Below are 19,353 nucleotides of genomic sequence, written 5' to 3' on the forward strand. Positions count from 1 at the left end.
GCTGCACTACCGGCGCGCGAGCAACATTTCGCGCAACTGCTCGAACACTTGTTCCGGACTCAGATCGCGCATGCACTTGAAGTGACCCAGCGGGCACTCGCGCTGAAAGCACGGGCTGCATTCGAGGTGCAGCCATTGTACCTTCGCGCTCTCCGACAAGGGCGGCGTATGGCGCGGATCCGAAGATCCGTACAGCGCGACGAGCGGCCGCCGGAGCGCGGCGGCGACATGCATGAGCCCCGAATCGTTCGAGACGACCGCGCTCGCGCGCCCGATCAGCGCGCAGGCATCCGACAGCGACGTCTGGCCGCAGAGATTGCGCACGAACGGCGCATGCTCGGCGATCGCGGCCGCGACGCTCGAATCCTTCGACGACCCGAGCGCGACGATCTGCGCATACGGAAACGCATGTCGCACGAGCTGCGCGAGCGCCGCGAACTGCTCGGGCGGCCAGCGCTTGGCCGGGCCGAATTCGGCGCCCGGGCAGAACACGACGAGCGGCACGCGCGTATCGAGCGTGAACCGGTTCGAGACGCGCACGGCTTCGTTGAGATCCGAATCGATGCGCGGCATCGGCAGCTCGTCGGGCAGCGTTGCCCCCGGCTTGTACGCGAGCGCCGCATAGTGGCGCACCATCGGCGGGCGTTCGTCCTTACGCGGATTCGCGTGCCGGACGTTGAGCAGCCCGTAGCGCGACTCGCCCGTATAGCCGATGCGCAGATTGATCCCCGCGAGCCACGGAATAAGCGCCGACTTCAGCGAATTCGGCAGCACATAGGCCGCATCGTAGCGATGCTCGCGAAAATCGCTCGCGAACTGCCAGCGATTCCAGAGCTGGAGTTTGCCGTGCGCGAGCGTGCTCGCGTAGACGTCGTTGATCTCGGGCATCCGCTCGAGTACGGGCGCGACCCATCCGGGCGCGATCGCGTCGATCGTGATCCGCGGGTTCAGCCGTTTGAGCAGCGTGAACAGCGGTTGCGCCATCAGTGCGTCGCCGATCCAATTCGGCGCGATAACTAAAGCGCGACGCAGGCTCAATGATGACCCTTGATCACTTCGCCTTCACGGAGCTTGTAACGCGTGCCGCAGTACGGGCAGCGCGCTTCGCCGTGCGTGACGTCGATGAACACGCGCGGGTGCGAGCTCCAGCGCGCCATGTTCGGGTTCGGGCAGTACGCAGGCAGGTCGTGTGCGCTGAGTTCGACCAGCGGCATTTGGGCTTTATCGTTCATGGGGACCGTTCTTCTACCAGGGCTTGAGGGGGCGCGAGCGCCGCTTTCGGCGGCTGTCGCTGAATTCTGCGTCGCGCGGCGTCGCCTTGCAATGCAGGGCGGCGCCGCGCGGACCCGAGCCGTGCTCGCGGTGAATCAGACCGTTGCGAGCCAGTTCGTGTACTTCGGGTTCTTGCCCGCGACGACGTCGAAGAACGCGCTTTGCAGCTTCTCCGTGATGGGGCCGCGGCTGCCCGAGCCGATCGTGCGGTTGTCGAGTTCGCGGATCGGCGTGACTTCGGCCGCCGTGCCCGTGAAGAACGCTTCGTCGGCCGTGTAGACCTCGTCGCGCGTGATGCGCTTCTCGATGACTTGCAGGCCGAGGTCGCGCGCGAGCGTGATCACCGTGTCGCGCGTGATGCCGTCGAGGCACGACGCGAGGTCCGGCGTATAGATCTTGCCGTTGTTGACCAGGAAGAAATTCTCGCCCGAGCCTTCCGACACGTAGCCGTCGACGTCGAGCAGCAGCGCTTCGTCGTAGCCGTCGGCCGTCGCTTCCTGATTCGCGAGGATCGAATTCACGTACCAGCCCGACGCCTTCGCGCGGACCATCGACACGTTGACATGGTGGCGCGTGAACGACGACGTCTTGACGCGGATCCCCTTCGCGAGACCGTCCTCGCCGAGGTAGGCGCCCCACGGCCATGCGGCGATCGCGACGTGGATCGTATTGCCCTTGGCCGCGACGCCGAGCTTTTCCGAGCCGACCCAGACGATCGGGCGGATATAGCACGACTCGAGCGCATTCGTGCGCACGACTTCAAGCTGCGCGTCGGCGATCGTCTGCTGATCGAACGGGATGTCCATCTGGAAGATCTTCGCCGAATTGAACAGCCGCTTCGTATGCTCGGCGAGGCGGAAAATCGCGGTGCCCTGCGCAGTCTTGTATGCGCGCACGCCTTCGAAAACGCCCATGCCGTAGTGCAGGGTGTGGGTCAGGACGTGGATCTGCGCATCGCGCCAGTCGATCAGCTTGCCATCCATCCAGATCTTGCCGTCGCGGTCGGCCATGGACATCACGATTCTCCTCAGTTCTTAAGCGGGCATTGAGCCAAGTCACGCATTGTAAATCAGTCGGTCGCGGCACTGGCTATTTGCGAAACCGACCGGTTCGCGCGCTATCGATCCGTATTTAAATCTCAAAATTGATGCGCAAATCTCATGAGCACGCCGCGCGGGGCGGGTTCATTGCGATTTTTGCCAGATCGCCGGCAGATTTCGGGACATTGCGTTGTCACATTGGATCGCGGATCGGATCAGGTAAAATACCGTTCCCTTTCGCTCGAAGCGCGGCGCGTTGTGGCGATGCGCGATGCGGCGCGTGCAGTGTCCCACCCAATCCGGAACTCCCACAATCACATGACCCACGTTTTGCGTCTCTCCGATCTGGTCGCCGACGGCAAGCTCTCCGGCAAGCGCGTGTTCATTCGCGCCGATCTCAACGTGCCGCAGGACGACGCCGGCCACATCACCGAAGACACGCGGATCCGCGCATCGGTGCCGGCGATCCGCGAGGCGCTCGACGCGGGCGCGGCCGTCATGGTGACGTCGCACCTCGGACGCCCGACCGAAGGCGAGTTCAAGCCCGAGGATTCGCTCGCGCCGGTCGCCAAGCGCCTCGCCGAACTGCTCGGCCGCGACGTGCCGCTCGTCGCGAACTGGGTCGAGAACGGCGTCGACGTGCAGCCCGGCCAGGTCGTGCTGCTCGAGAACTGCCGCGTCAACAAGGGTGAAAAGAAGGATTCCGACGAACTCGCGCAGAAGATGGCCAAGCTCTGCGACGTCTACGTGAACGACGCGTTCGGTACCGCGCATCGCGCCGAGGCGACGACGCACGGCATCGCCAAGTACGCGCCCGTCGCGTGCGCGGGCCCGCTGCTCGCGCAGGAACTCGACGCGCTCGGCCGCGCGCTCGGCGCGCCCAAGCGCCCGCTCGTCGCGATCGTCGCGGGCTCGAAGGTCTCGACGAAGCTCACGATTCTCAAGTCGCTCGCCGAAAAGGTCGACCAGCTGATCGTCGGCGGCGGCATCGCGAACACGTTCCTGCTCGCGGCCGGCAAGCCGATCGGCAAGTCGCTCGCCGAAGCCGACCTCGTCGACGAAGCCAAGGCGATCATCGATCTCATGAACCGGCGCGGCGCGTCGGTGCCCGTGCCGACCGACGTCGTGACCGCGAAGACCTTCTCGGCGGACGCGCCGGCCGAAACGAAATCGGCCGATGCGGTCGCCGCGGACGACCTGATCCTCGATATCGGCCCGCAGACGGCCGCGCAGCTCGCCAAGCAGATCGGCGAAGCGGGCACGATCGTCTGGAACGGTCCGGTCGGCGTGTTCGAGTTCGCCGCGTTCGAACAGGGTACGAAGACGCTCGCGAAGGCGATCGCCGATTCGGCCGCGTTCTCGATCGCGGGCGGCGGCGACACGCTCGCCGCCATCGCGAAGTACGGCATCGCCGACAAGATCGGCTACATCTCGACCGGCGGCGGCGCCTTCCTCGAGTTCCTCGAGGGCAAGACGCTCCCGGCCGTCGCCGTGCTCGAATCGCGAGCGAAATAACATGACCGCGCGCCGCAAACCGGCTTCACCGAAATCGACGGACGGCGCATCCGGCGCCGCGTCGGGCAGCGCATCAGGCGCGCCGCAGCCGGCCGCCGACACCGTCGCGCAGACGGGCGCCGGCGAAACCACGGGCGCATTGCCCGTCGCGGCCGAGACCGCGCACGACGTCGCGGACCTGCTCGATGCGCTCGATGCGGCGAGCGACGCGGTCGCGCCGGCTGCCGTGCCCGATGACGCCTCGGCCGCGGACGTGTCCGCGCACAACGCCGCCCATGCCGCCCATGCCGCCTCGGCGATCGGCGCAGCCGAGCCCGCGCCCGTCGCGGCGCATTCCGCGGGCGCATCCGCGCCGGCCGCCGCATCCGTTCCGAATACCCATCTGACAACAAACCCGACAGCCGCCGATCACCGGAAGACCCCGGAGTCGGACCCATCGGCTGCGTCTTTCACCAGCCCTGCCCACCGCAGAACGAGGAGATCCATGCATCGCGCCACCAAAATCGTCGCAACTCTCGGCCCCGCTTCGAGCTCGTTCGACACCCTGCATCAGATGATCAAGGCAGGCGTCGACGTGGTGCGCCTGAATTTCTCGCACGGTAAAGCGGACGATCACCGCCAGCGGGCCGAGACGGTTCGCGAGGCCGCGCGCCAGGCGGGTCGCGAAGTCGCGATCATGGCCGACCTGCAAGGCCCGAAGATTCGCGTCGGCAAGTTCGAGAACGGCAAGACGACGCTGATCGCGGGCAACGCGTTCATCCTCGACGCCGCGTGCGAGCTCGGCAACGACGATCGCGTCGGCCTCGACTACAAGGATCTGCCGCGCGATCTGAAGCCCAACGACGTGCTGCTGCTCAACGACGGCCTGATCGTGCTGACCGTCGCGCGCATCGTCGGCGACGAGATCCATACGATCGTCAAGATCGGCGGCGAACTCTCGAACAACAAGGGCATCAATCGCCAGGGCGGCGGCCTCACGGCGCCCGCGCTGACCGCGAAGGACATGGAGGACATCAAGACGGCGATGTCGCTCGGCGCCGACTATATCGCGGTCTCGTTCCCGAAGAACGCGACGGATATGGAGATGGCGCGTCAGCTGTCGAACATCGCGGGCGAGCAATACGGCCTGCGTCCGAAGATGATCGCCAAGATCGAGCGCGCCGAAGCGATTCCCGTGCTCCAGTCGATCCTCGACGCATCGGACGGCATCATGGTCGCGCGCGGCGACCTCGCGGTCGAAGTCGGCAACGCGGCCGTGCCCGCGCTGCAGAAGCGCATGATCCGCATGGCGCGCGACTCGAACAAGGTCGTCATCACGGCCACGCAGATGATGGAGTCGATGATCCAGAACCCCGTGCCGACGCGCGCGGAAGTGTCGGACGTCGCGAACGCGGTGCTCGACGGCACCGACGCCGTCATGCTGTCGGCCGAGACCGCGGCGGGCAAGTATCCGATCGAGACCGTCGAGGCGATGGCCGCGATCTGCGTCGAGGCCGAGAAGTCCGAGCATGTCGAACTCGACAACGACTTCCTGAACCGCACGTTCACGCGGATCGACCAGTCGATCGCGATGGGCGCGCTGTTCACGGCGTACCACCTCGATGCGAAGGCGATCGTGGCGCTGACCGAATCGGGCGCGACCGCGCTCTGGATGAGCCGCCACTGGATTCATGTGCCGATCTATGCGCTGACGCCGCGCGAGAGCAGCGTGCGCGCGATGTCGCTCTATCGGAACGTGACCTCGGTCTCGATCGACTCGAACCGCGATCGCGACGCAGCGCTGACCGACGCGATCAACATCATCGTGTCGAAGGGCTATGCGAAGCACGGCGACAAGATCGTGCTGACCGTCGGCGAGCCGATGGGGGCGGCGGGCGGTACGAATACGCTCAAGATCGTGCGGATCGGCGAGCCGATCTGAGCGAACGGGACCGGGCCCGCGCGGCACACCGCGCGGACCCCGTGCGTGCGGACGCATGCCGTGTGATGCGGCGTGCCACGTCCGGTGCGCGCGGGTGCCGCGTGCGTCCTGCGTGTGGTCCGCATGTGTCCCGCGTGTGTGTTTGGCGCGCGCTTCAAAGTGTGTTCGCGAGATCGCGAGCCGAGCACGCTTTGGAGCATGCATCAACGGGTGGCGCGTCGCGCAAGCATCGTCGCGCGCGCTACCGTGGGTGACAACGGGTGTGACGCGTGCCGAATGCGTGAGACTCCGGTTGTTCGCTGTCTGCCGTGCCGGGCGCGCCCGAGGCGATCGGGTGCGACCGCGTGTCGTATCGCATCGATCGACGACGCGCCCGATGACACGCGCCGCGAACCCGAGCCGATTCGCACGACGGGATCCGCCTGGCCGCCAGATTTATACACTGCTAAGGAGTTCAACATGCCTCTCGTATCAATGCGCCAGCTGCTCGATCATGCAGCGGAGCACGGTTACGCGCTTCCGGCGTTCAACGTGAACAACCTCGAACAAATCCAGGCGATCATGGCGGCGGCCGACGAGGTCAACTCGCCGGTCATCATGCAGGCGTCGGCGGGGGCGCGCAAATATGCGGGCGAGCCGTTCCTGCGTCATTTGATCGAAGCCGCGGTCGAGTCGTATCCGCATATCCCGGTCGTCATGCACCAGGATCACGGCCAGTCGCCGGCGGTCTGCATCGCGGCGATGCGCAGCGGGTTCACGAGCGTCATGATGGACGGCTCGCTCGAGGAAGACGGCAAGTCGGTCGCGAGCTACGACTACAACGTCAACGTGTCGCGCCGCGTCGTCGACATGGCGCACGCGATCGGCGTGACGGTCGAGGCCGAACTCGGCGTGCTCGGCTCGCTCGAGACGATGAAGGGCGACAAGGAAGACGGCCACGGCGCCGAAGGCACGATGACGCGCGAGCAACTGCTGACCGATCCCGAGCAGGCCGCCGACTTCGTGCGCAACACCCAGTGCGACGCGCTCGCGATCGCGATCGGCACGTCGCACGGCGCGTACAAGTTCAGCAAGAAGCCGACGGGCGACATCCTGTCGATCGAGCGGATCAAGGAAATCCATACGCGTATTCCGAACACGCACCTCGTCATGCACGGGTCGTCGTCGGTGCCGCAGGAACTGCTCGCCGAGATCCGCGAATTCGGCGGCGACATGAAGGAAACCTACGGCGTGCCCGTCGAGGAAATCCAGGAAGGCATCAAGCACGGCGTGCGCAAGGTCAATATCGACACCGACCTGCGCCTCGCGATGACCGGCGCGATCCGTCGCTACCTGTTCGAGAATCCGTCGAAGTTCGATCCGCGCGATTATCTGAAGCCGGCGCGCGCCGCCGCGCTCGCGGTCTGCAAGGCGCGTTATCTGGCGTTCGGTTGCGAAGGCATGGCCGACAAGCTCAAGCCCGTCGCGCTCGACGCGATGGCGCAGAAGTACAAGAAGGGCGATCTCGCGCAGGTCGTGCACTAAGCCGCGCGCGTTCGCACGGATGGCGCGGCGCGGATCTCGCGCGCGGCGCCGCCCGGTTCAGGTACGCCACCCATGGCCCGGGTGGCGTTTTCGATTCCATGTTTGATGTAGAAGCACGATTGCAAAGGCTGCCATGTCCTCGACTCTGTATGAATCCTCGCTCCACTCGCTGAAGCTGCTTGGCCGCGGCAAGGTCCGCGACAACTACGCCGTCGGCGACGACAAGCTGCTGATCGTGACGACGGACCGCCTGTCGGCGTTCGACGTCATCATGGGCGAGCCGATTCCCGCAAAGGGTCGCGTGCTGAACCAGATGGCGAATTTCTGGTTCGAGAAGCTCGGCCATCTCGTGCCGAACCATCTGACGGGCATCGCGCCCGAGTCGGTCGTCCAGCCTGACGAAGTCGCGCAGGTCCAGGGCCGCGGCGTGGTCGTCAAGCGGCTGCAGCCGATCCTCGTCGAAGCCGTCGTGCGCGGCTATCTCGCGGGCAGCGGCTGGAAGGACTATCAGGCAAGCGGCGCCGTGTGCGGCGTCAAGCTGCCCGCCGGTCTGCAGAACGCGCAGCAATTGCCCGAGCCGATCTTCACGCCCGCGGCGAAGGCCGAGATGGGCGAACACGACGAGAACATCTCGTTCGAAGACGTCGAGCAGCGCATCGGCGCCGAGCTTGCCGCGAAGATCCGCGAGGTCAGCATCCGCTTGTACAAGGAAGCGTCGGCCTATGCGGCGACGCGCGGCATCATCATCGCCGACACGAAGTTCGAATTCGGACTCGACGATGCCGGCACGCTGCACCTGATGGACGAAGTGCTGACCGCCGACTCGTCGCGATTCTGGCCGGCCGATCAATACCAGGTCGGCAGCAACCCGCCGTCGTACGACAAGCAATTCGTGCGCGACTGGCTCGAGGCGCAACCATGGGGCAAGACGGCGCCCGCGCCGAAGCTGCCCGACGACGTCGTCGAGAAGACGGCCGCGAAGTATCGCGAGGCGCTCGAACGCCTGACCGGCGAGACCCTCAAGTAAAAGCCCAATATCGCAATCGACCCGCGCGGCCGACCCCGCGCGAAGGGACAGCAAGGAACGACGACGTGAGTGATTCAGTACAGGTAGGCGTGTTGATGGGGTCCAGCTCGGACTGGGACGTCATGAAACACGCAGTCGCGGTGCTCGAGGAATTCGGTATCGCGCACGAGGCGAAGGTCGTCTCGGCGCACCGGATGCCCGACGAAATGTTCGACTATGCGGCGGGCGCGCGTGCGCGCGGGCTTCAGGCGATCATCGCGGGCGCGGGCGGCGCCGCGCATCTGCCGGGCATGCTGGCCGCGAAGACGACGATTCCCGTGCTCGGCGTGCCGGTGCCGTCGAAATACCTGAAGGGCGTCGATTCGCTGCATTCGATCGTGCAGATGCCCAAGGGCGTGCCCGTCGCGACGTTCGCGATCGGCGAAGCGGGCGCGGCGAATGCTGCGCTCTTCGCGGTGTCGTTGCTCGCGAACGCGTCGCCCGAACTCGCGGCGCGTCTCGATGCGTTCCGCGCGCGCCAGAACGAGGTCGCGCGCAACATGACGCTGCCGCCCGCCTGACGCGCGTCGGGCCGGATCGGCGTCACGGAGAACCGCCGGCACGATGCCGGCTGTTTCCATTTGTTCATTCAGATTGGCAGGACACACCATGAGCGTTTCGCTATCGACTCCCGCTTCGATCGTCACTCCGGCGCCCGGCGCCGAACGCGGCTCGGCGCCCGCGGCGCCGCTGCTGCCGGGCGCGTGGCTCGGCATGCTCGGCGGCGGCCAGCTCGGCCGCATGTTCTGCTTCGCGGCGCAGGCGATGGGCTATCGCGTCGCGGTCCTCGATCCCGATCCGTCGAGCCCGGCGGGCACCGTCGCGGACCGTCATATTCGCGCGGCCTATGACGACGAGTCGGGACTGACCGAACTGTCGCGGCTCTGCGCGGCGATCTCGACCGAGTTCGAGAACGTGCCCGCGGCGAGCCTCGAATTGCTCGCGCATTCGAGTTTCGTCGCGCCGAGCGCGCGCTGTGTCGCGATCGCGCAGGACCGCGCGGTCGAAAAGCAATTTCTCGTCGAGTGCGGCGTGCCGGTCGCGCCGCACGTCGTCATCGAGTCGTCGGCCGCGCTCGCCGCGCTCGACGATGCGACGCTCGATACGGTGCTGCCCGGCATCCTGAAGACGGCGCGTCTCGGCTATGACGGCAAGGGCCAGATCCGCGTCGCGAACGCGAACGAGGTGCGTCTCGCGCATGCCGAGATGGGCGGCGTCGCGTGCGTGCTCGAAAAGCGGCTGGCGCTCGCTTACGAGGTGTCGGCGCTCGTCGCGCGCGGTGCGGACGGACGTTCGGCTGTCTATCCGCTCGCCGAGAACGTGCACCATCACGGCATCCTCGCCGAGACGACCGTGCCGTCGCCGCGCGCGAGTGCGGCGATCGTCGCGCAGGCGCAGTCGGCCGCGCAGGCAATCGCGGCGCAGATGCACTATGTCGGCGTGCTCTGCGTCGAGTTCTTCGTGCTAGAGGACGGCACGCTCGTCGCGAACGAGATGGCGCCGCGTCCGCACAACTCGGGGCATTACACGATCGACGCGTGCGCGACGAGCCAGTTCGAACAGCAGGTGCGCGCGATGACCGGGCTGCCGCTCGGCGATACGCGCCAGCATTCGCCGGCCGTCATGCTCAATGTGCTCGGCGATATCTGGTTCCAGAACGACGTGCCCGTCACGCCGCCGTGGCACGACGTGGTCGCGCTGCCGCCCGCGCGGCTGCATCTGTATGCGAAGGAAGAAGCGCGCCGCGGGCGCAAAATGGGGCACATCACGCTCGCTGCAGCGACGCCCGAGGCAGCCCGCGAGGCCGCGCGCGAGTGCCAGCGCTTGCTGCGCATCGAATTCGACGCATGATGGGCCCGGGACTCGGGACTCGGGACTCGGGACTCGGGACTCGGGACCCCGGACCAAGAACCACGGACACGGGGCACGGAGCATGGACATGCGGCACCGAGCACCGATCATGGACGAGCGCACGATTGCATGGACGTCGCCGCTGCCGCGCGCCGTCCGATCCCTTTGACACAGCGATATGACTGACGCGCATCCCTCCTTTCTCCAACCGGACGCGGCCGGCATTCAGACCGCGGCCGAGGTGCTCGCGCGCGGCGCCTTGCTCGCGTTTCCGTCGGAGACGGTCTACGGCCTGGGCGCGAATGCCGAGGACGTCGACGCGGTCAATCGGATCTATGCGCTCAAGGGGCGACCCTCGACGCATCCGGTCATCGTCCATGTGTCGCCCGACAGCGATCCCGGCTACTGGGTCCATGACTTGCCGCATGCGGCGCGTCTGCTGATCGACGCGTTCTGGCCTGGCCCGTTGACGTTGATTCTCAAGCGCGCCGCGCATATTCCCGACGTCGTCAGCGGCGGGCAGGATTCGGTCGGCTTGCGCTGTCCGTCGCATCCCGTCGCACAAGCCTTGCTGCGCGCGTTCGACGCGCTGCGCGACGGGCACGGCGGCGTCGCCGGGCCGTCGGCGAACCGCTTCGGTCATGTGAGTCCGACGACCGCGCAGCATGTGTTCGACGAATTCGGCAGCGCGGTCCAGATTCTCGACGGCGGACCGTCGAAGGTCGGCATCGAGTCGACGATTCTCGATCTGTCGCGCGGGTTTCCGGCCTTGCTGCGCCCCGGCCATCTGACGCCGGTCGAGATTGCCGAGGTGCTCGGCGAGATGCCGCGCCTGCCCGACGGTTCGGATGCGAGCGCGCCGCGCGCGTCGGGCACGCTCAAGGCGCACTACGCGACGCGTACGCCGCTTGCGCTGGCCGATGCGGACACCATCGCCGCGACCGCGATCGAACGGTCCGACGAGCGGATTGCGATCGTCGCGCGGCCGTCGGCGATCGGCGATATCGCGAAGCTGCCGAACGTCGCGTTTATCGCGGCGCCCGAGGATCCGCCGCGCTATGCGCAGGCGCTCTATGGTTTGTTGCGGGAGCTCGACCGGTCGGAGGTTGACCGGATTCTGATCGAGCGTCTGCCTGCGACGCCCGAATGGGCGGCGGTCAACGACCGCCTGGGCCGCGCGGCGGCCGCGTTTGACGACGACCTGCCGGTCGACGATTGATGGCGCTTCCCGTGTCGCGTACGCGCATGCCGGCGCTTAGACGGGACCGCATATAAGGGACGGCCGCGCGAGCGATCCAGGCATCCGTCCGTCCATGCAGGCGCGTGGACGGATGTTCGATGCGGGCCGCCGACGAACTGCGGCCCGCATTCAGTCTTAGTTCGCCGTCAGACCATACGCCGTATTGATCTGCGACTCGACATACGCGGCGAACAGCGCGTGCAGATGCGTCGTCGGGTGGATCTGGTCGGCGAACATATACGTCTGGTCCGCGTTCGCCGCCACGTAGAGCTGCGGCGAGCAGAACAGCGAGCTTTCGAACGACGCCGCTTCCGTGGTCGAGAGGCCGCTCGCGAGCGCGTTCTCGTACATCTGGGTCAGGTTACAGGCGGTGGCCGTGTTGCTGACGCTGAAACCGTTTGCCTGGTAGTTCGTGACCGCGTTGTCGATGAAGGTCGCCGAGTCGACCTGCACGACGGCGGAGCCGAAATTCGCCGTCAGCGCCGTGGACAGGGCCGTGTTGAAGCCCGTGACGAGCTGCTGGAACAGTGCCGCTGTCGCGCCTCCGTCGTTCGCGAGCGTCGCGAGCGGCGTCTGCGAGATATCCGGAATGTTGACGACGACGACGTGCGTCGCACCCTTGGCGAGTATCGTGCCGACATCGGTGACGAAGGCGGTAACCGCCGCTTGGATCACCGTGGACGCGTTGGCCAACTGAGTCGGATCCGCCGAGACCTCTTCCGCGAATTGAATGAGGTCGTTCGCGCCGCCCTGGATCAGCACGAGCTGATTGCTGTTGAACGAGCCGTGCGTGGTCAGGTAGTTCGTGACCTGCTGCGTGACCGGTACGGTCAACGCGGCCGCGCCGTTGGCTTCCCAGCCGTTGCCTTCGGTGCCGCTGATCAGCGCGCCGCCCTGCGCATAACCATAGCCGTTCGGATATTGCGTGATCGTCGCGCCGAAGCCGCCCGTTTCGGCGGGCGTCAGCGTATCGCCGTAGTACGTCGCGACTTCCTGCGTCCAGACTTGCCCCGGGCTCGTCGTAAAGCGGCCGCTCGCGCCGAATTCGAGTTCGATGTTCGGGGCGTACGTGCCGACGTCCGACAGGCTGTCGCCGAACGAGACGACCTGGAAGCTCTGGTTGACCTGGCTCTTAAGCGTCGACGCTGTCGTGCTGTCGCTCCCGCCGCCGCCGCACGCGACGACCGAGAACGTGAGAGCGACCGCCGCTGCGGCTTGCAGCATGCGGCGGGCCGTTTGATGAGACTTGGGGCTGAACTTCATTGCGCTCCTCGCATGAATGCGTCGTAGTTATTAGCGGACTATCGATTTCGCGACGCGCATTGAAACGTATGGACTGCCGATACATTTCGCATGACGTGGCGCGACGAATCCGCGATTTAAAAAGCGATGACGGGGCACGTCTCGCCTTGTCTCCCATGGCGCGCAGCGAAGCTGTGAACGCCTTTTTCTTATATCCCTCGTCGTTGAAACGCGCGTTTGTCCGATGACGGCAGGCCGGTTTTGCCGGCGAGCGGCATGACATCGGCATCCCAAAATCAGTCGTCACCGCGACGGTCTTGCGGCCGCGTTTCGCACGAGCGATTTTTTCCTGAACTGTAACGAAGCGTACAACGCGGGATTCACCGTGGCGATAGCAGGCGATAGAGGATCAATTCGAATGCGGCGTCGCGATAAAGCATGTATATGCGGTGCCGCATTTTGCATGCATCGATGCCGCTCATTAATCAGGTGTCAATTTTCATAAGTTTGATGTGTAACTTTTATAAAAGTGTGTTGTTTTGGCGACATTCGTTTATGTCCGCTCGCTTGGTGTTGAACGCTGCGCTACTGTGCATTCGGTATCGACGTTCATGAACATAATATTGCGGAGAGCTGAATGAAACGACTCATCTTGTCTTCCCTCTCTCTATCGATGCTCGCGGCAGCAGGGGCCGCTCAGGCTCAGAACAGCGTCACGCTGTATGGCGTCATCGACGAAGAATTGACCTTTGTGGATCACGCGAATCAGAGCGGCCAACATCTCTGGACGCTGGGCAATGCGAGCGGCGGCGACTTGGCCGGTACGCGCTTCGGCATGAAAGGCAATGAAGATCTCGGCGGCGGCACGTCGGCCATCTTCACGTTGGAAGGCGGCTTCGATCCGAGTACGGGCAAGTCGCAGCAAGGCGGCGCCCTGTTCGGCCGCCAATCGTTCGTGGGGCTGACCAACGACCAATACGGCACGTTCACGCTCGGCAAGCAATACGACCCGGTCGTCGACTTTGTTCAGCCGCTGACGGGCGACAACTACTTCGGTTCGATCTTTGCGACGCCTGGCGACGTCGACAACTACGACAACTCTTCGCGCACGACGAATTCCCTCAAGTACGTCTCGCCGACCATCTCGGGCTTCCAGGTCGAGGGTATGTATGCGTTCGGCGGCGTGGCCGGCACGACGGGCTCGGGCCAGACCTGGTCGGTCGCGGCGCAGTACAACAATGGGCCGTTCGGTATCGCGGCCGGCTACTGGGTCGCCGACAACTCGAACGCGAGCCTCGGCCGACGCGATGGCTGGTCGACGGGCGCGACGTCGACGGGCACGTTCGACGGCGATCTGATCAACGGCGCCTATGCATCGGCCCGGTCGATCGCGGTCGCGCGCGTGGCGGGTCAATACGTGTTCGGACCGTTCACGTTCGGTCTGAGCTACAGCAATGCGATGTACCGTCCGGATACCGCATCGCTGTTCGGCACGACCGAGAAGTACAACTCGGGTTCGGGCTTCGCGAATTACCAGGCCACGCCGGCGCTGCTGCTGGGCCTCGGGTATACGTACATGCACTCGAGCGGCAATACGACGGCGATCTATAACCAGGGTTCGCTCGGCGCCGATTATTCGCTGTCCAAGCGCACCGACGTCTATCTCGTCGGCGCGTATCAGCATGCGAATGGCCAGACGGGTTATCTGCCCGACACGATTACGGACACGACGACCGTTACGGCAGGTCCGGCTTCGGCATCGATCGGTTCGTACGGTTATCCGGGTACGTCCGAACAAGTCATGGTTTCGCTCGGTTTGCGTCACCGCTTCTGATCGAAAAGCGGGATCCATATCCCGCTATATCGAAGCATCTCAAAAAGCCAGTCAGTGGTTTTACCACTGGCTGGCTTTAATTATTTGTGAGCTATTGAAATGAGCCGAATAAGCGGTGAAAACGGATGCGCGCCGTATGCGAATTGGCGTGCGGCGCGTCATTCAAGCGCATCGGACGAATGAAGCGACTTCCATGCCATTCAGTGCACCGGTCGTCGCGTTCGGCGCGCTTAAGTCCGCGCGCGTCTGAACGCGCTCGCCTGTCGGTCGATTGCCTGAGCGGATAAGGTCGCACGTCGCGCCGGCGGACGCAGACCGGCACGGTGCGCATGCATCGCATCCGTGCACGCGGTCGTCTTGATGCCGCGGAACGTCGTCGGATGGGGAATCGATGGCGTGTGCACGCATCGTCTCGGTGCATGCCGGATGCGCCGTTCCGGCATCTCTGTCCGATGCGTCGGGCGCGGCGCGCTCAACCCTGCGTGCAGAACGCCAGCGCGTCGGTCACGAGGGCCTTGAGCAGCGGCTCGATGGCGTGGGCCTTGGCGTCGTCGTATGCGTACGGCGACGTCTCTTCCATGTAGCTGATCTGCGTGAGTTCGAGCTGGACCGCATGGAAGCCGCGTTCGGGCGTGCCGTAGTGGCGCGTGATGTAGCCGCCCTTGAAGCGGCCGTTGCCGACCGCCGAATAACCGCCGTGCTGCACCACGCGGTCCGCGAGCAGCGTCGCGAGACCCGGGCGCGCGCTTCGATCGTCGGCGGTACCGAAATTGAAGTCGGGCAGGCGTCCGTCGAACAGCCGAGGCACGACCGAGCGGATCGAATGCGCTTCCCAGAGCAGCACACGGCCGTGTTCGCGCTTTAGGCGATCCAGCTCCTGACGCAGTGCGTCGTGATACGGCTGCCAGTATCGATCGCGACGGGCCGCCTGCGCGGCCGCGTCGGGCGCCTGACCGTCGAGATAGAGCGGCGCCTTGTCGAACGTATCGACAGGGAAGAGGCCCGTCGTATCGCGGCCCGGATAGAGGCTCGCGCCGTCGGGCGGCCGGTTCAGGTCGACGACATAGCGCGAGTGCGACGGCGTCAGAATCGACGCGCCGAGATCCTTGGCGAAGCCGTAGAGCCGGTCGAGATGCCAGTCGGTATCGTCGAGTTCGCGCGCGACGGCGTGCATCGTCGCGGCAATGTCGTCGGGCAGATGCGTACCGACGTGAGGGATGGAGATCAGCAGGGGAATCGTGCCGCGATGAAGCGAGGCGACCGGTCGGGCTGTGTGTTCCGTCATGACAGTGCGTTTTCGTGTGGCGGGTCTGAGAGTGCGGGCGACGTGCGGCGCGCCCGTAAGCATAGCCGTTGCGGCGCAGGCCGATGAACATGGCATGGTGCACGCGCGCGATGCAGGGTCACGCCGCGCATCCCGTTGACGATGATCGGCCGCGGCGTCCGGCGTCGCGTTTCAATCGGCGAGCAATTCGCGCAGGACGCGTCGATAGTCGGCGAACGCCTCCTCTTCCTGCGCATGCCGGCCACGCTCGACGCGCCGCTGTCCGCCGACGTACACATCGCGCACCGGCGACGCGCCATGTTCGCCGAACACCGCGCCCGAAAGCCACATCGATGGCGGACGTTCGGCGAGGTTCGGATGATCGGGGTCGAGCACGATCCAATCCGCGCGTCGGCCGACCGCGATCGAACCGACCGCGCGTCCCGTGGCCTGCGCGCCGCCGTGTGCCGCCGCGTCGAACAGATGATCGGCGACAGCCGGTTGCGCGCGCGACGCGAGCACATTGCGTTCGCGGCGCGCGAGGCGTTGACCGTATTCAAGCAAGCGAAGCTCCGCGCGCCAGTCCACCGCGATATGACTGTCTGACCCGATGCCGAACCGGCCGCCCGCGTTCACGTAGTCGAGCGCGGGGAACAGGCCGTCGCCGAGATTGGCCTCGGTCGTCAGGCACAAGCCCGCGGTCGCGCCCGTGTGCGCCAGCGCGCGCGTTTCGTGTTCGTCGAGATGCGTCGCGTGCACGAGGCACCAGCGCGGACCGACCTCGAACTGATCGAGCAGCCACCGCACGGGCCGTGCGCCCTCGGTCGCGATACAGGCGTCGACTTCGGCGGTCTGCTCGGCGATATGGATATGGATCGGCGCGCCTTGAAAATCGCGATCGAGCCCCGCGAGCAGTTCGCGCAGCGTGTCGCGCGAGACGGCCCGCAGCGAATGCGGCGCGACGCCGTAGCGTCGCATCGGATCTTCGGGATAGCGCAGACGCAGGCCGTCGAGCGCGCGCAGCAGGCTGTCGGGCGTATGAATGAAGCGCCGCTGATCAGGATTCGGGGCGCGCGCGCCGAATCCGCTGAATTGATAGAGCACCGGCAGCAGCGTCATGCCGATGCCGGTCCGCGCCGCTGCGTCGACGACGCGCTCGGCGGTCTCCGCGACATTCGGATAGGGGCGGCCGTCCGGTCCGTGATGCAGGTAGTGGAACTCGCAGACGGACGTGTAGCCGGCCTTGAGCATCTCGATGTCGAGCCAGCGCGCGATCGCGCCGATGCCGTCGGGCGTGAGCTTCGCGGCAAAGCGATACATGAGCGCGCGCCAGCTCCAGAAGCTGTCCGTCGCATTGGCGCGATGTTCGGTGAGGCCCGCCATCGCGCGCTGAAACGCGTGCGAGTGCAGATTCGGCATGCCCGCGACGAGCGGGCCCGCGGCGCGCGCGAGCGGCGCGGCGCGGGCGGAATCCGGACCGCCGTCGCGCGACGCAAGGTCGCCGGCGAGCGCGTAGTCGGGCGACACGCGCGTCAGCGTGCCGTCGGCGTCCCATTCGAGCAGCACGTTCTCGCGCCAGCCATCGGGGAGCCGCGCGTGCGCGGCGAAGAGTGCGCGGTCGTTCATGAGGCGGGTCCGGAAACGTGGGGCGTTTCGCGGCGCACGCGCGTGTCGCGGCCGCCATCGAGGTCGCGGCCCTCGTGAACACGACGCGCATCGCGCGCGATGCGTCCATGCCGGACGACGATCGCGCATCGATCGAGTCCGCTCCAGTACGCAAGCTCGGCGAGCGATCCGATGTCCCATGCGACGAAGTCGGCCCATGCGCCCGGGCGGATCTCGCCGCAGACATCGGGATGCCCGAGCGCGGTCGCCGCATGCCGCGTGACGCCCGCGAGCACTTCGCCGACCGACATCCGGAACAGCGTGCACGCCATATTGAGCGTTTGAAGCAAGGACGTGATCGGCGACGTGCCGGGATTGCAATCGGTCGAGACCGCGATCGGCACCTGATGACGCCGCAGCAGATCGAGCGGCGGCAACCGGGTCTCGCGAATGAAATAGAACGCGCCCGGCAGCAGGACCGCGACGGTCCCCGCGCGTCGCATCGCGAGCACGCCGGCCTCGTCGAGGAACTCGAGATGATCGGCCGACAGCGCGCCATACTCGGCGGCCAGCGCCGCGCCGCCCATCAGCGAGAGCTGTTCGGCGTGCATCTTGACGGGCAGATCGAGCCGCCGGGCCGTTTCGAACACGCGGCGCGACTGGTCGAGCGAAAACGCGATGCGTTCGCAGAACACGTCGACCGCGTCGACGAGGCCGTCGCGCGCGAGCGCGGGCAGCATGACGTCGCAGACGAGGCCGATATAGTCGTCGGCGCGTCCCGCGTACTCGGGCGGCAACGCATGGGCGCCGAGGAACGTCGTCGAGACCGTGACCTCGCGCGCGGCGCCGAGGCGGCGTGCGACGCGCAGCATCTTGCGTTCGGTCTCGAGATCGAGTCCGTAGCCCGACTTGATCTCGATCGCCGTGACTCCTTCCGCAAGCAGCGCATCGAGCCGGCGCAGCGCGTGTTCGAACAGATCGTCCTCGCTCGCGTCGCGCGTCGCGCGGACCGTCGAAACGATGCCGCCGCCGCGCTTCGCGATGTCTTCATAGCTCGCGCCGTCGAGCCGCATCGCGAATTCCTCGGCGCGATTGCCGCCGAACACAAGGTGCGTATGGCAATCGACGAGACCCGGCGTCACGAGCCGACCGCCGAGGTCCATGCGCACCGCGTCGCGCGCCGACGGCGGCGCCTCGACAAGCGGGCCGATCCATTCGACGCGTCCGTCGCGCACAAGCAGCGCACCGTCTTCGAGCAGGTTCGCCGGATCCGCGCTCGGCGCGATTCGCGCGTGATGCCAGAGCGTCAGCGCCGGCGTCGTGATTGACATGCGAGGCTCCCGGTCGTCATGCGGATGGGCGCGTCGCGCGCACGAACGGCACGATGCGCGCGTCGATCAGGACCGAGTCGGCGCGTGTCGGCTGCACGTCGAACGCCATATCCGCATCGAGATCGATACGCAGCGCGTCGCCTTCTTCGAGTTCGACGGGCGCGCCGTCGTCATCGAGCGCGCGGATCGAGAACGCCCCGGTCGCGCAATACAACACGGCCGTTCCGTCCGTCATCGCGAGCGACTCGGCGTCGCGATGCACGTGCACGCTGCCTCGCCCATGCGCACGGCGCACCATCAGATTGAAATCGCGCGTCGGACCGCTCGGCAAATGCGCGGTGATCGGCGCTTCGCCGGGGAACGCATAGGGCTCCCAGCAGGCGAGCCGCAGCGCGGTGTCGTCGCGCCGGATCACCATCTGGTCGCCGCGGATCACGACGAGGATGCGGTCGACGTGCTCGAACGTCGAAAACGGTCCGGGTTGATCGACGTCCGCGACGCTCACGCGCCAGTCGAACGTATCGTCGCGCGTCGAGGCCTGGCGTGCGATTTCGCGCGTCACGCCGCCGCGATTCTTCCAGAGCACCGGCTGGCGGCTGGCCGCGCTGATCTTTTCAAACGTCACAATAGGCGAGGCGTTGTGCATGC

The 19,353-nt window shown here is 66.1% G+C and carries 16 protein-coding genes; 8 read left to right on the forward strand and 8 right to left on the reverse strand.

The window, feature by feature from the left end; all coding sequences use genetic code 11:
* Positions 1-6 precede the first annotated feature (6 nt).
* The 3 genes from waaF to D7S86_RS03495 all read right to left on the reverse strand — a co-directional run bounded on the left by waaF (position 7) and on the right by D7S86_RS03495 (position 2,288).
* The gene (gene waaF, locus D7S86_RS03485) at positions 7-1,032 is read right to left on the reverse strand and encodes a lipopolysaccharide heptosyltransferase II (protein WP_121084270.1); all 1,026 of its coding nucleotides are present in this window, start codon (positions 1,030-1,032) and stop codon (positions 7-9) included.
* Positions 1,033-1,034: 2 nt separating this feature from the next.
* Entirely contained in the window at positions 1,035-1,232 is a 198-nt protein-coding gene (locus D7S86_RS03490) for a zinc-finger domain-containing protein (RefSeq protein ID WP_121083443.1), read from the reverse strand.
* Between the two features lie 135 nt (positions 1,233-1,367).
* Positions 1,368-2,288 carry a branched-chain amino acid transaminase gene (locus D7S86_RS03495; protein ID WP_121083444.1) on the reverse strand — a complete coding sequence of 307 codons (921 nt, stop codon included), beginning with the start codon at positions 2,286-2,288 and terminating at the stop codon, positions 1,368-1,370.
* Positions 2,289-2,630: 342 nt separating this feature from the next.
* Between D7S86_RS03495 and D7S86_RS03500 the strand changes: the two genes are divergently transcribed.
* From D7S86_RS03500 to D7S86_RS03530, 7 genes are all read left to right on the forward strand, one after another.
* Complete coding sequence (locus D7S86_RS03500; protein WP_121083446.1) at positions 2,631-3,827, forward strand: phosphoglycerate kinase; 1,197 nt, start codon at positions 2,631-2,633, stop codon at positions 3,825-3,827.
* 484 nt (positions 3,828-4,311) lie between these two features.
* Positions 4,312-5,748: a pyruvate kinase gene (gene pyk, locus D7S86_RS03505; RefSeq protein ID WP_121084272.1), complete on the forward strand. Its 1,437-nt coding sequence runs from the start codon at positions 4,312-4,314 to the stop codon at positions 5,746-5,748.
* Between the two features lie 459 nt (positions 5,749-6,207).
* On the forward strand, positions 6,208-7,272 hold the full coding sequence (gene fba / locus D7S86_RS03510) for a class II fructose-bisphosphate aldolase (protein ID WP_121083448.1): 1,065 nt from the start codon (positions 6,208-6,210) through the stop codon (positions 7,270-7,272).
* Between the two features lie 133 nt (positions 7,273-7,405).
* Positions 7,406-8,299: a phosphoribosylaminoimidazolesuccinocarboxamide synthase gene (locus D7S86_RS03515; protein WP_121083450.1), complete on the forward strand. Its 894-nt coding sequence runs from the start codon at positions 7,406-7,408 to the stop codon at positions 8,297-8,299.
* A gap of 65 nt (positions 8,300-8,364) precedes the next feature.
* On the forward strand, positions 8,365-8,859 hold the full coding sequence (gene purE / locus D7S86_RS03520; protein WP_276313256.1) for a 5-(carboxyamino)imidazole ribonucleotide mutase: 495 nt from the start codon (positions 8,365-8,367) through the stop codon (positions 8,857-8,859).
* 88 nt (positions 8,860-8,947) lie between these two features.
* The gene (locus D7S86_RS03525; protein ID WP_121083454.1) at positions 8,948-10,189 is read left to right on the forward strand and encodes a 5-(carboxyamino)imidazole ribonucleotide synthase; all 1,242 of its coding nucleotides are present in this window, start codon (positions 8,948-8,950) and stop codon (positions 10,187-10,189) included.
* 178 nt (positions 10,190-10,367) lie between these two features.
* Entirely contained in the window at positions 10,368-11,408 is a 1,041-nt protein-coding gene (locus tag D7S86_RS03530; protein WP_121083456.1) for an L-threonylcarbamoyladenylate synthase, read from the forward strand.
* Between the two features lie 156 nt (positions 11,409-11,564).
* On the opposite strand, the gene D7S86_RS03535 is transcribed toward D7S86_RS03530, so the two are convergent.
* The gene (locus D7S86_RS03535; protein WP_121083458.1) at positions 11,565-12,692 is read right to left on the reverse strand and encodes an SGNH/GDSL hydrolase family protein; all 1,128 of its coding nucleotides are present in this window, start codon (positions 12,690-12,692) and stop codon (positions 11,565-11,567) included.
* 616 nt (positions 12,693-13,308) lie between these two features.
* Between D7S86_RS03535 and D7S86_RS03540 the strand changes: the two genes are divergently transcribed.
* Positions 13,309-14,505 carry a porin gene (locus D7S86_RS03540; RefSeq protein WP_121083460.1) on the forward strand — a complete coding sequence of 399 codons (1,197 nt, stop codon included), beginning with the start codon at positions 13,309-13,311 and terminating at the stop codon, positions 14,503-14,505.
* 472 nt (positions 14,506-14,977) lie between these two features.
* Here D7S86_RS03540 and hutG read toward each other — a convergent pair whose 3' ends face one another.
* The 4 genes from hutG to D7S86_RS03565 all read right to left on the reverse strand — a co-directional run bounded on the left by hutG (position 14,978) and on the right by D7S86_RS03565 (position 19,351).
* Positions 14,978-15,790 carry an N-formylglutamate deformylase gene (gene hutG / locus D7S86_RS03550; RefSeq protein ID WP_121083464.1) on the reverse strand — a complete coding sequence of 271 codons (813 nt, stop codon included), beginning with the start codon at positions 15,788-15,790 and terminating at the stop codon, positions 14,978-14,980.
* A gap of 171 nt (positions 15,791-15,961) precedes the next feature.
* Positions 15,962-17,395 (reverse strand): formimidoylglutamate deiminase, encoded by a 1,434-nt coding sequence (locus D7S86_RS03555; RefSeq protein WP_121083466.1) that lies wholly within the window; start codon positions 17,393-17,395, stop codon positions 15,962-15,964.
* Positions 17,392-18,705: an imidazolonepropionase gene (hutI, locus tag D7S86_RS03560; RefSeq protein ID WP_121083468.1), complete on the reverse strand. Its 1,314-nt coding sequence runs from the start codon at positions 18,703-18,705 to the stop codon at positions 17,392-17,394. Before hutI ends, D7S86_RS03555 begins: the two co-directional genes overlap by 4 nt.
* A gap of 16 nt (positions 18,706-18,721) precedes the next feature.
* Positions 18,722-19,351, reverse strand: coding sequence for a HutD/Ves family protein (locus tag D7S86_RS03565; RefSeq protein WP_158601847.1), 630 nt, complete (start codon positions 19,349-19,351; stop codon positions 18,722-18,724).
* Positions 19,352-19,353: the final 2 nt, after the last annotated feature.

The sequence above is a fragment of the Pararobbsia silviterrae genome (assembly GCF_003628125.1).
GTDB classification, from domain to species: domain Bacteria; phylum Pseudomonadota; class Gammaproteobacteria; order Burkholderiales; family Burkholderiaceae; genus Pararobbsia; species Pararobbsia silviterrae.

Excerpts from the sequence above, each read along its gene's own strand:
- D7S86_RS03535 (WP_121083458.1), bottom strand. The coding sequence starts at position 12,692 with ATGAAGTTCAGCCCCAAGTCTCATCAAACGGCCCGCCGCATGCTGCAA.
- D7S86_RS03515 (WP_121083450.1), top strand. The coding sequence starts at position 7,406 with ATGTCCTCGACTCTGTATGAATCCTCGCTCCACTCGCTGAAGCTGCTT.
- D7S86_RS03565 (WP_158601847.1), bottom strand. The coding sequence starts at position 19,351 with ATGCACAACGCCTCGCCTATTGTGACGTTTGAAAAGATCAGCGCGGCC.
- D7S86_RS03525 (WP_121083454.1), top strand. The coding sequence starts at position 8,948 with ATGAGCGTTTCGCTATCGACTCCCGCTTCGATCGTCACTCCGGCGCCC.
- D7S86_RS03490 (WP_121083443.1), bottom strand. The coding sequence starts at position 1,232 with ATGAACGATAAAGCCCAAATGCCGCTGGTCGAACTCAGCGCACACGAC.
- D7S86_RS03495 (WP_121083444.1), bottom strand. The coding sequence starts at position 2,288 with ATGTCCATGGCCGACCGCGACGGCAAGATCTGGATGGATGGCAAGCTG.
- D7S86_RS03530 (WP_121083456.1), top strand. The coding sequence starts at position 10,368 with ATGACTGACGCGCATCCCTCCTTTCTCCAACCGGACGCGGCCGGCATT.
- pyk (WP_121084272.1), top strand. The coding sequence starts at position 4,312 with ATGCATCGCGCCACCAAAATCGTCGCAACTCTCGGCCCCGCTTCGAGC.
- D7S86_RS03540 (WP_121083460.1), top strand. The coding sequence starts at position 13,309 with ATGAAACGACTCATCTTGTCTTCCCTCTCTCTATCGATGCTCGCGGCA.
- fba (WP_121083448.1), top strand. The coding sequence starts at position 6,208 with ATGCCTCTCGTATCAATGCGCCAGCTGCTCGATCATGCAGCGGAGCAC.
- D7S86_RS03500 (WP_121083446.1), top strand. The coding sequence starts at position 2,631 with ATGACCCACGTTTTGCGTCTCTCCGATCTGGTCGCCGACGGCAAGCTC.
- hutI (WP_121083468.1), bottom strand. The coding sequence starts at position 18,705 with ATGTCAATCACGACGCCGGCGCTGACGCTCTGGCATCACGCGCGAATC.
- hutG (WP_121083464.1), bottom strand. The coding sequence starts at position 15,790 with ATGACGGAACACACAGCCCGACCGGTCGCCTCGCTTCATCGCGGCACG.
- D7S86_RS03555 (WP_121083466.1), bottom strand. The coding sequence starts at position 17,395 with ATGAACGACCGCGCACTCTTCGCCGCGCACGCGCGGCTCCCCGATGGC.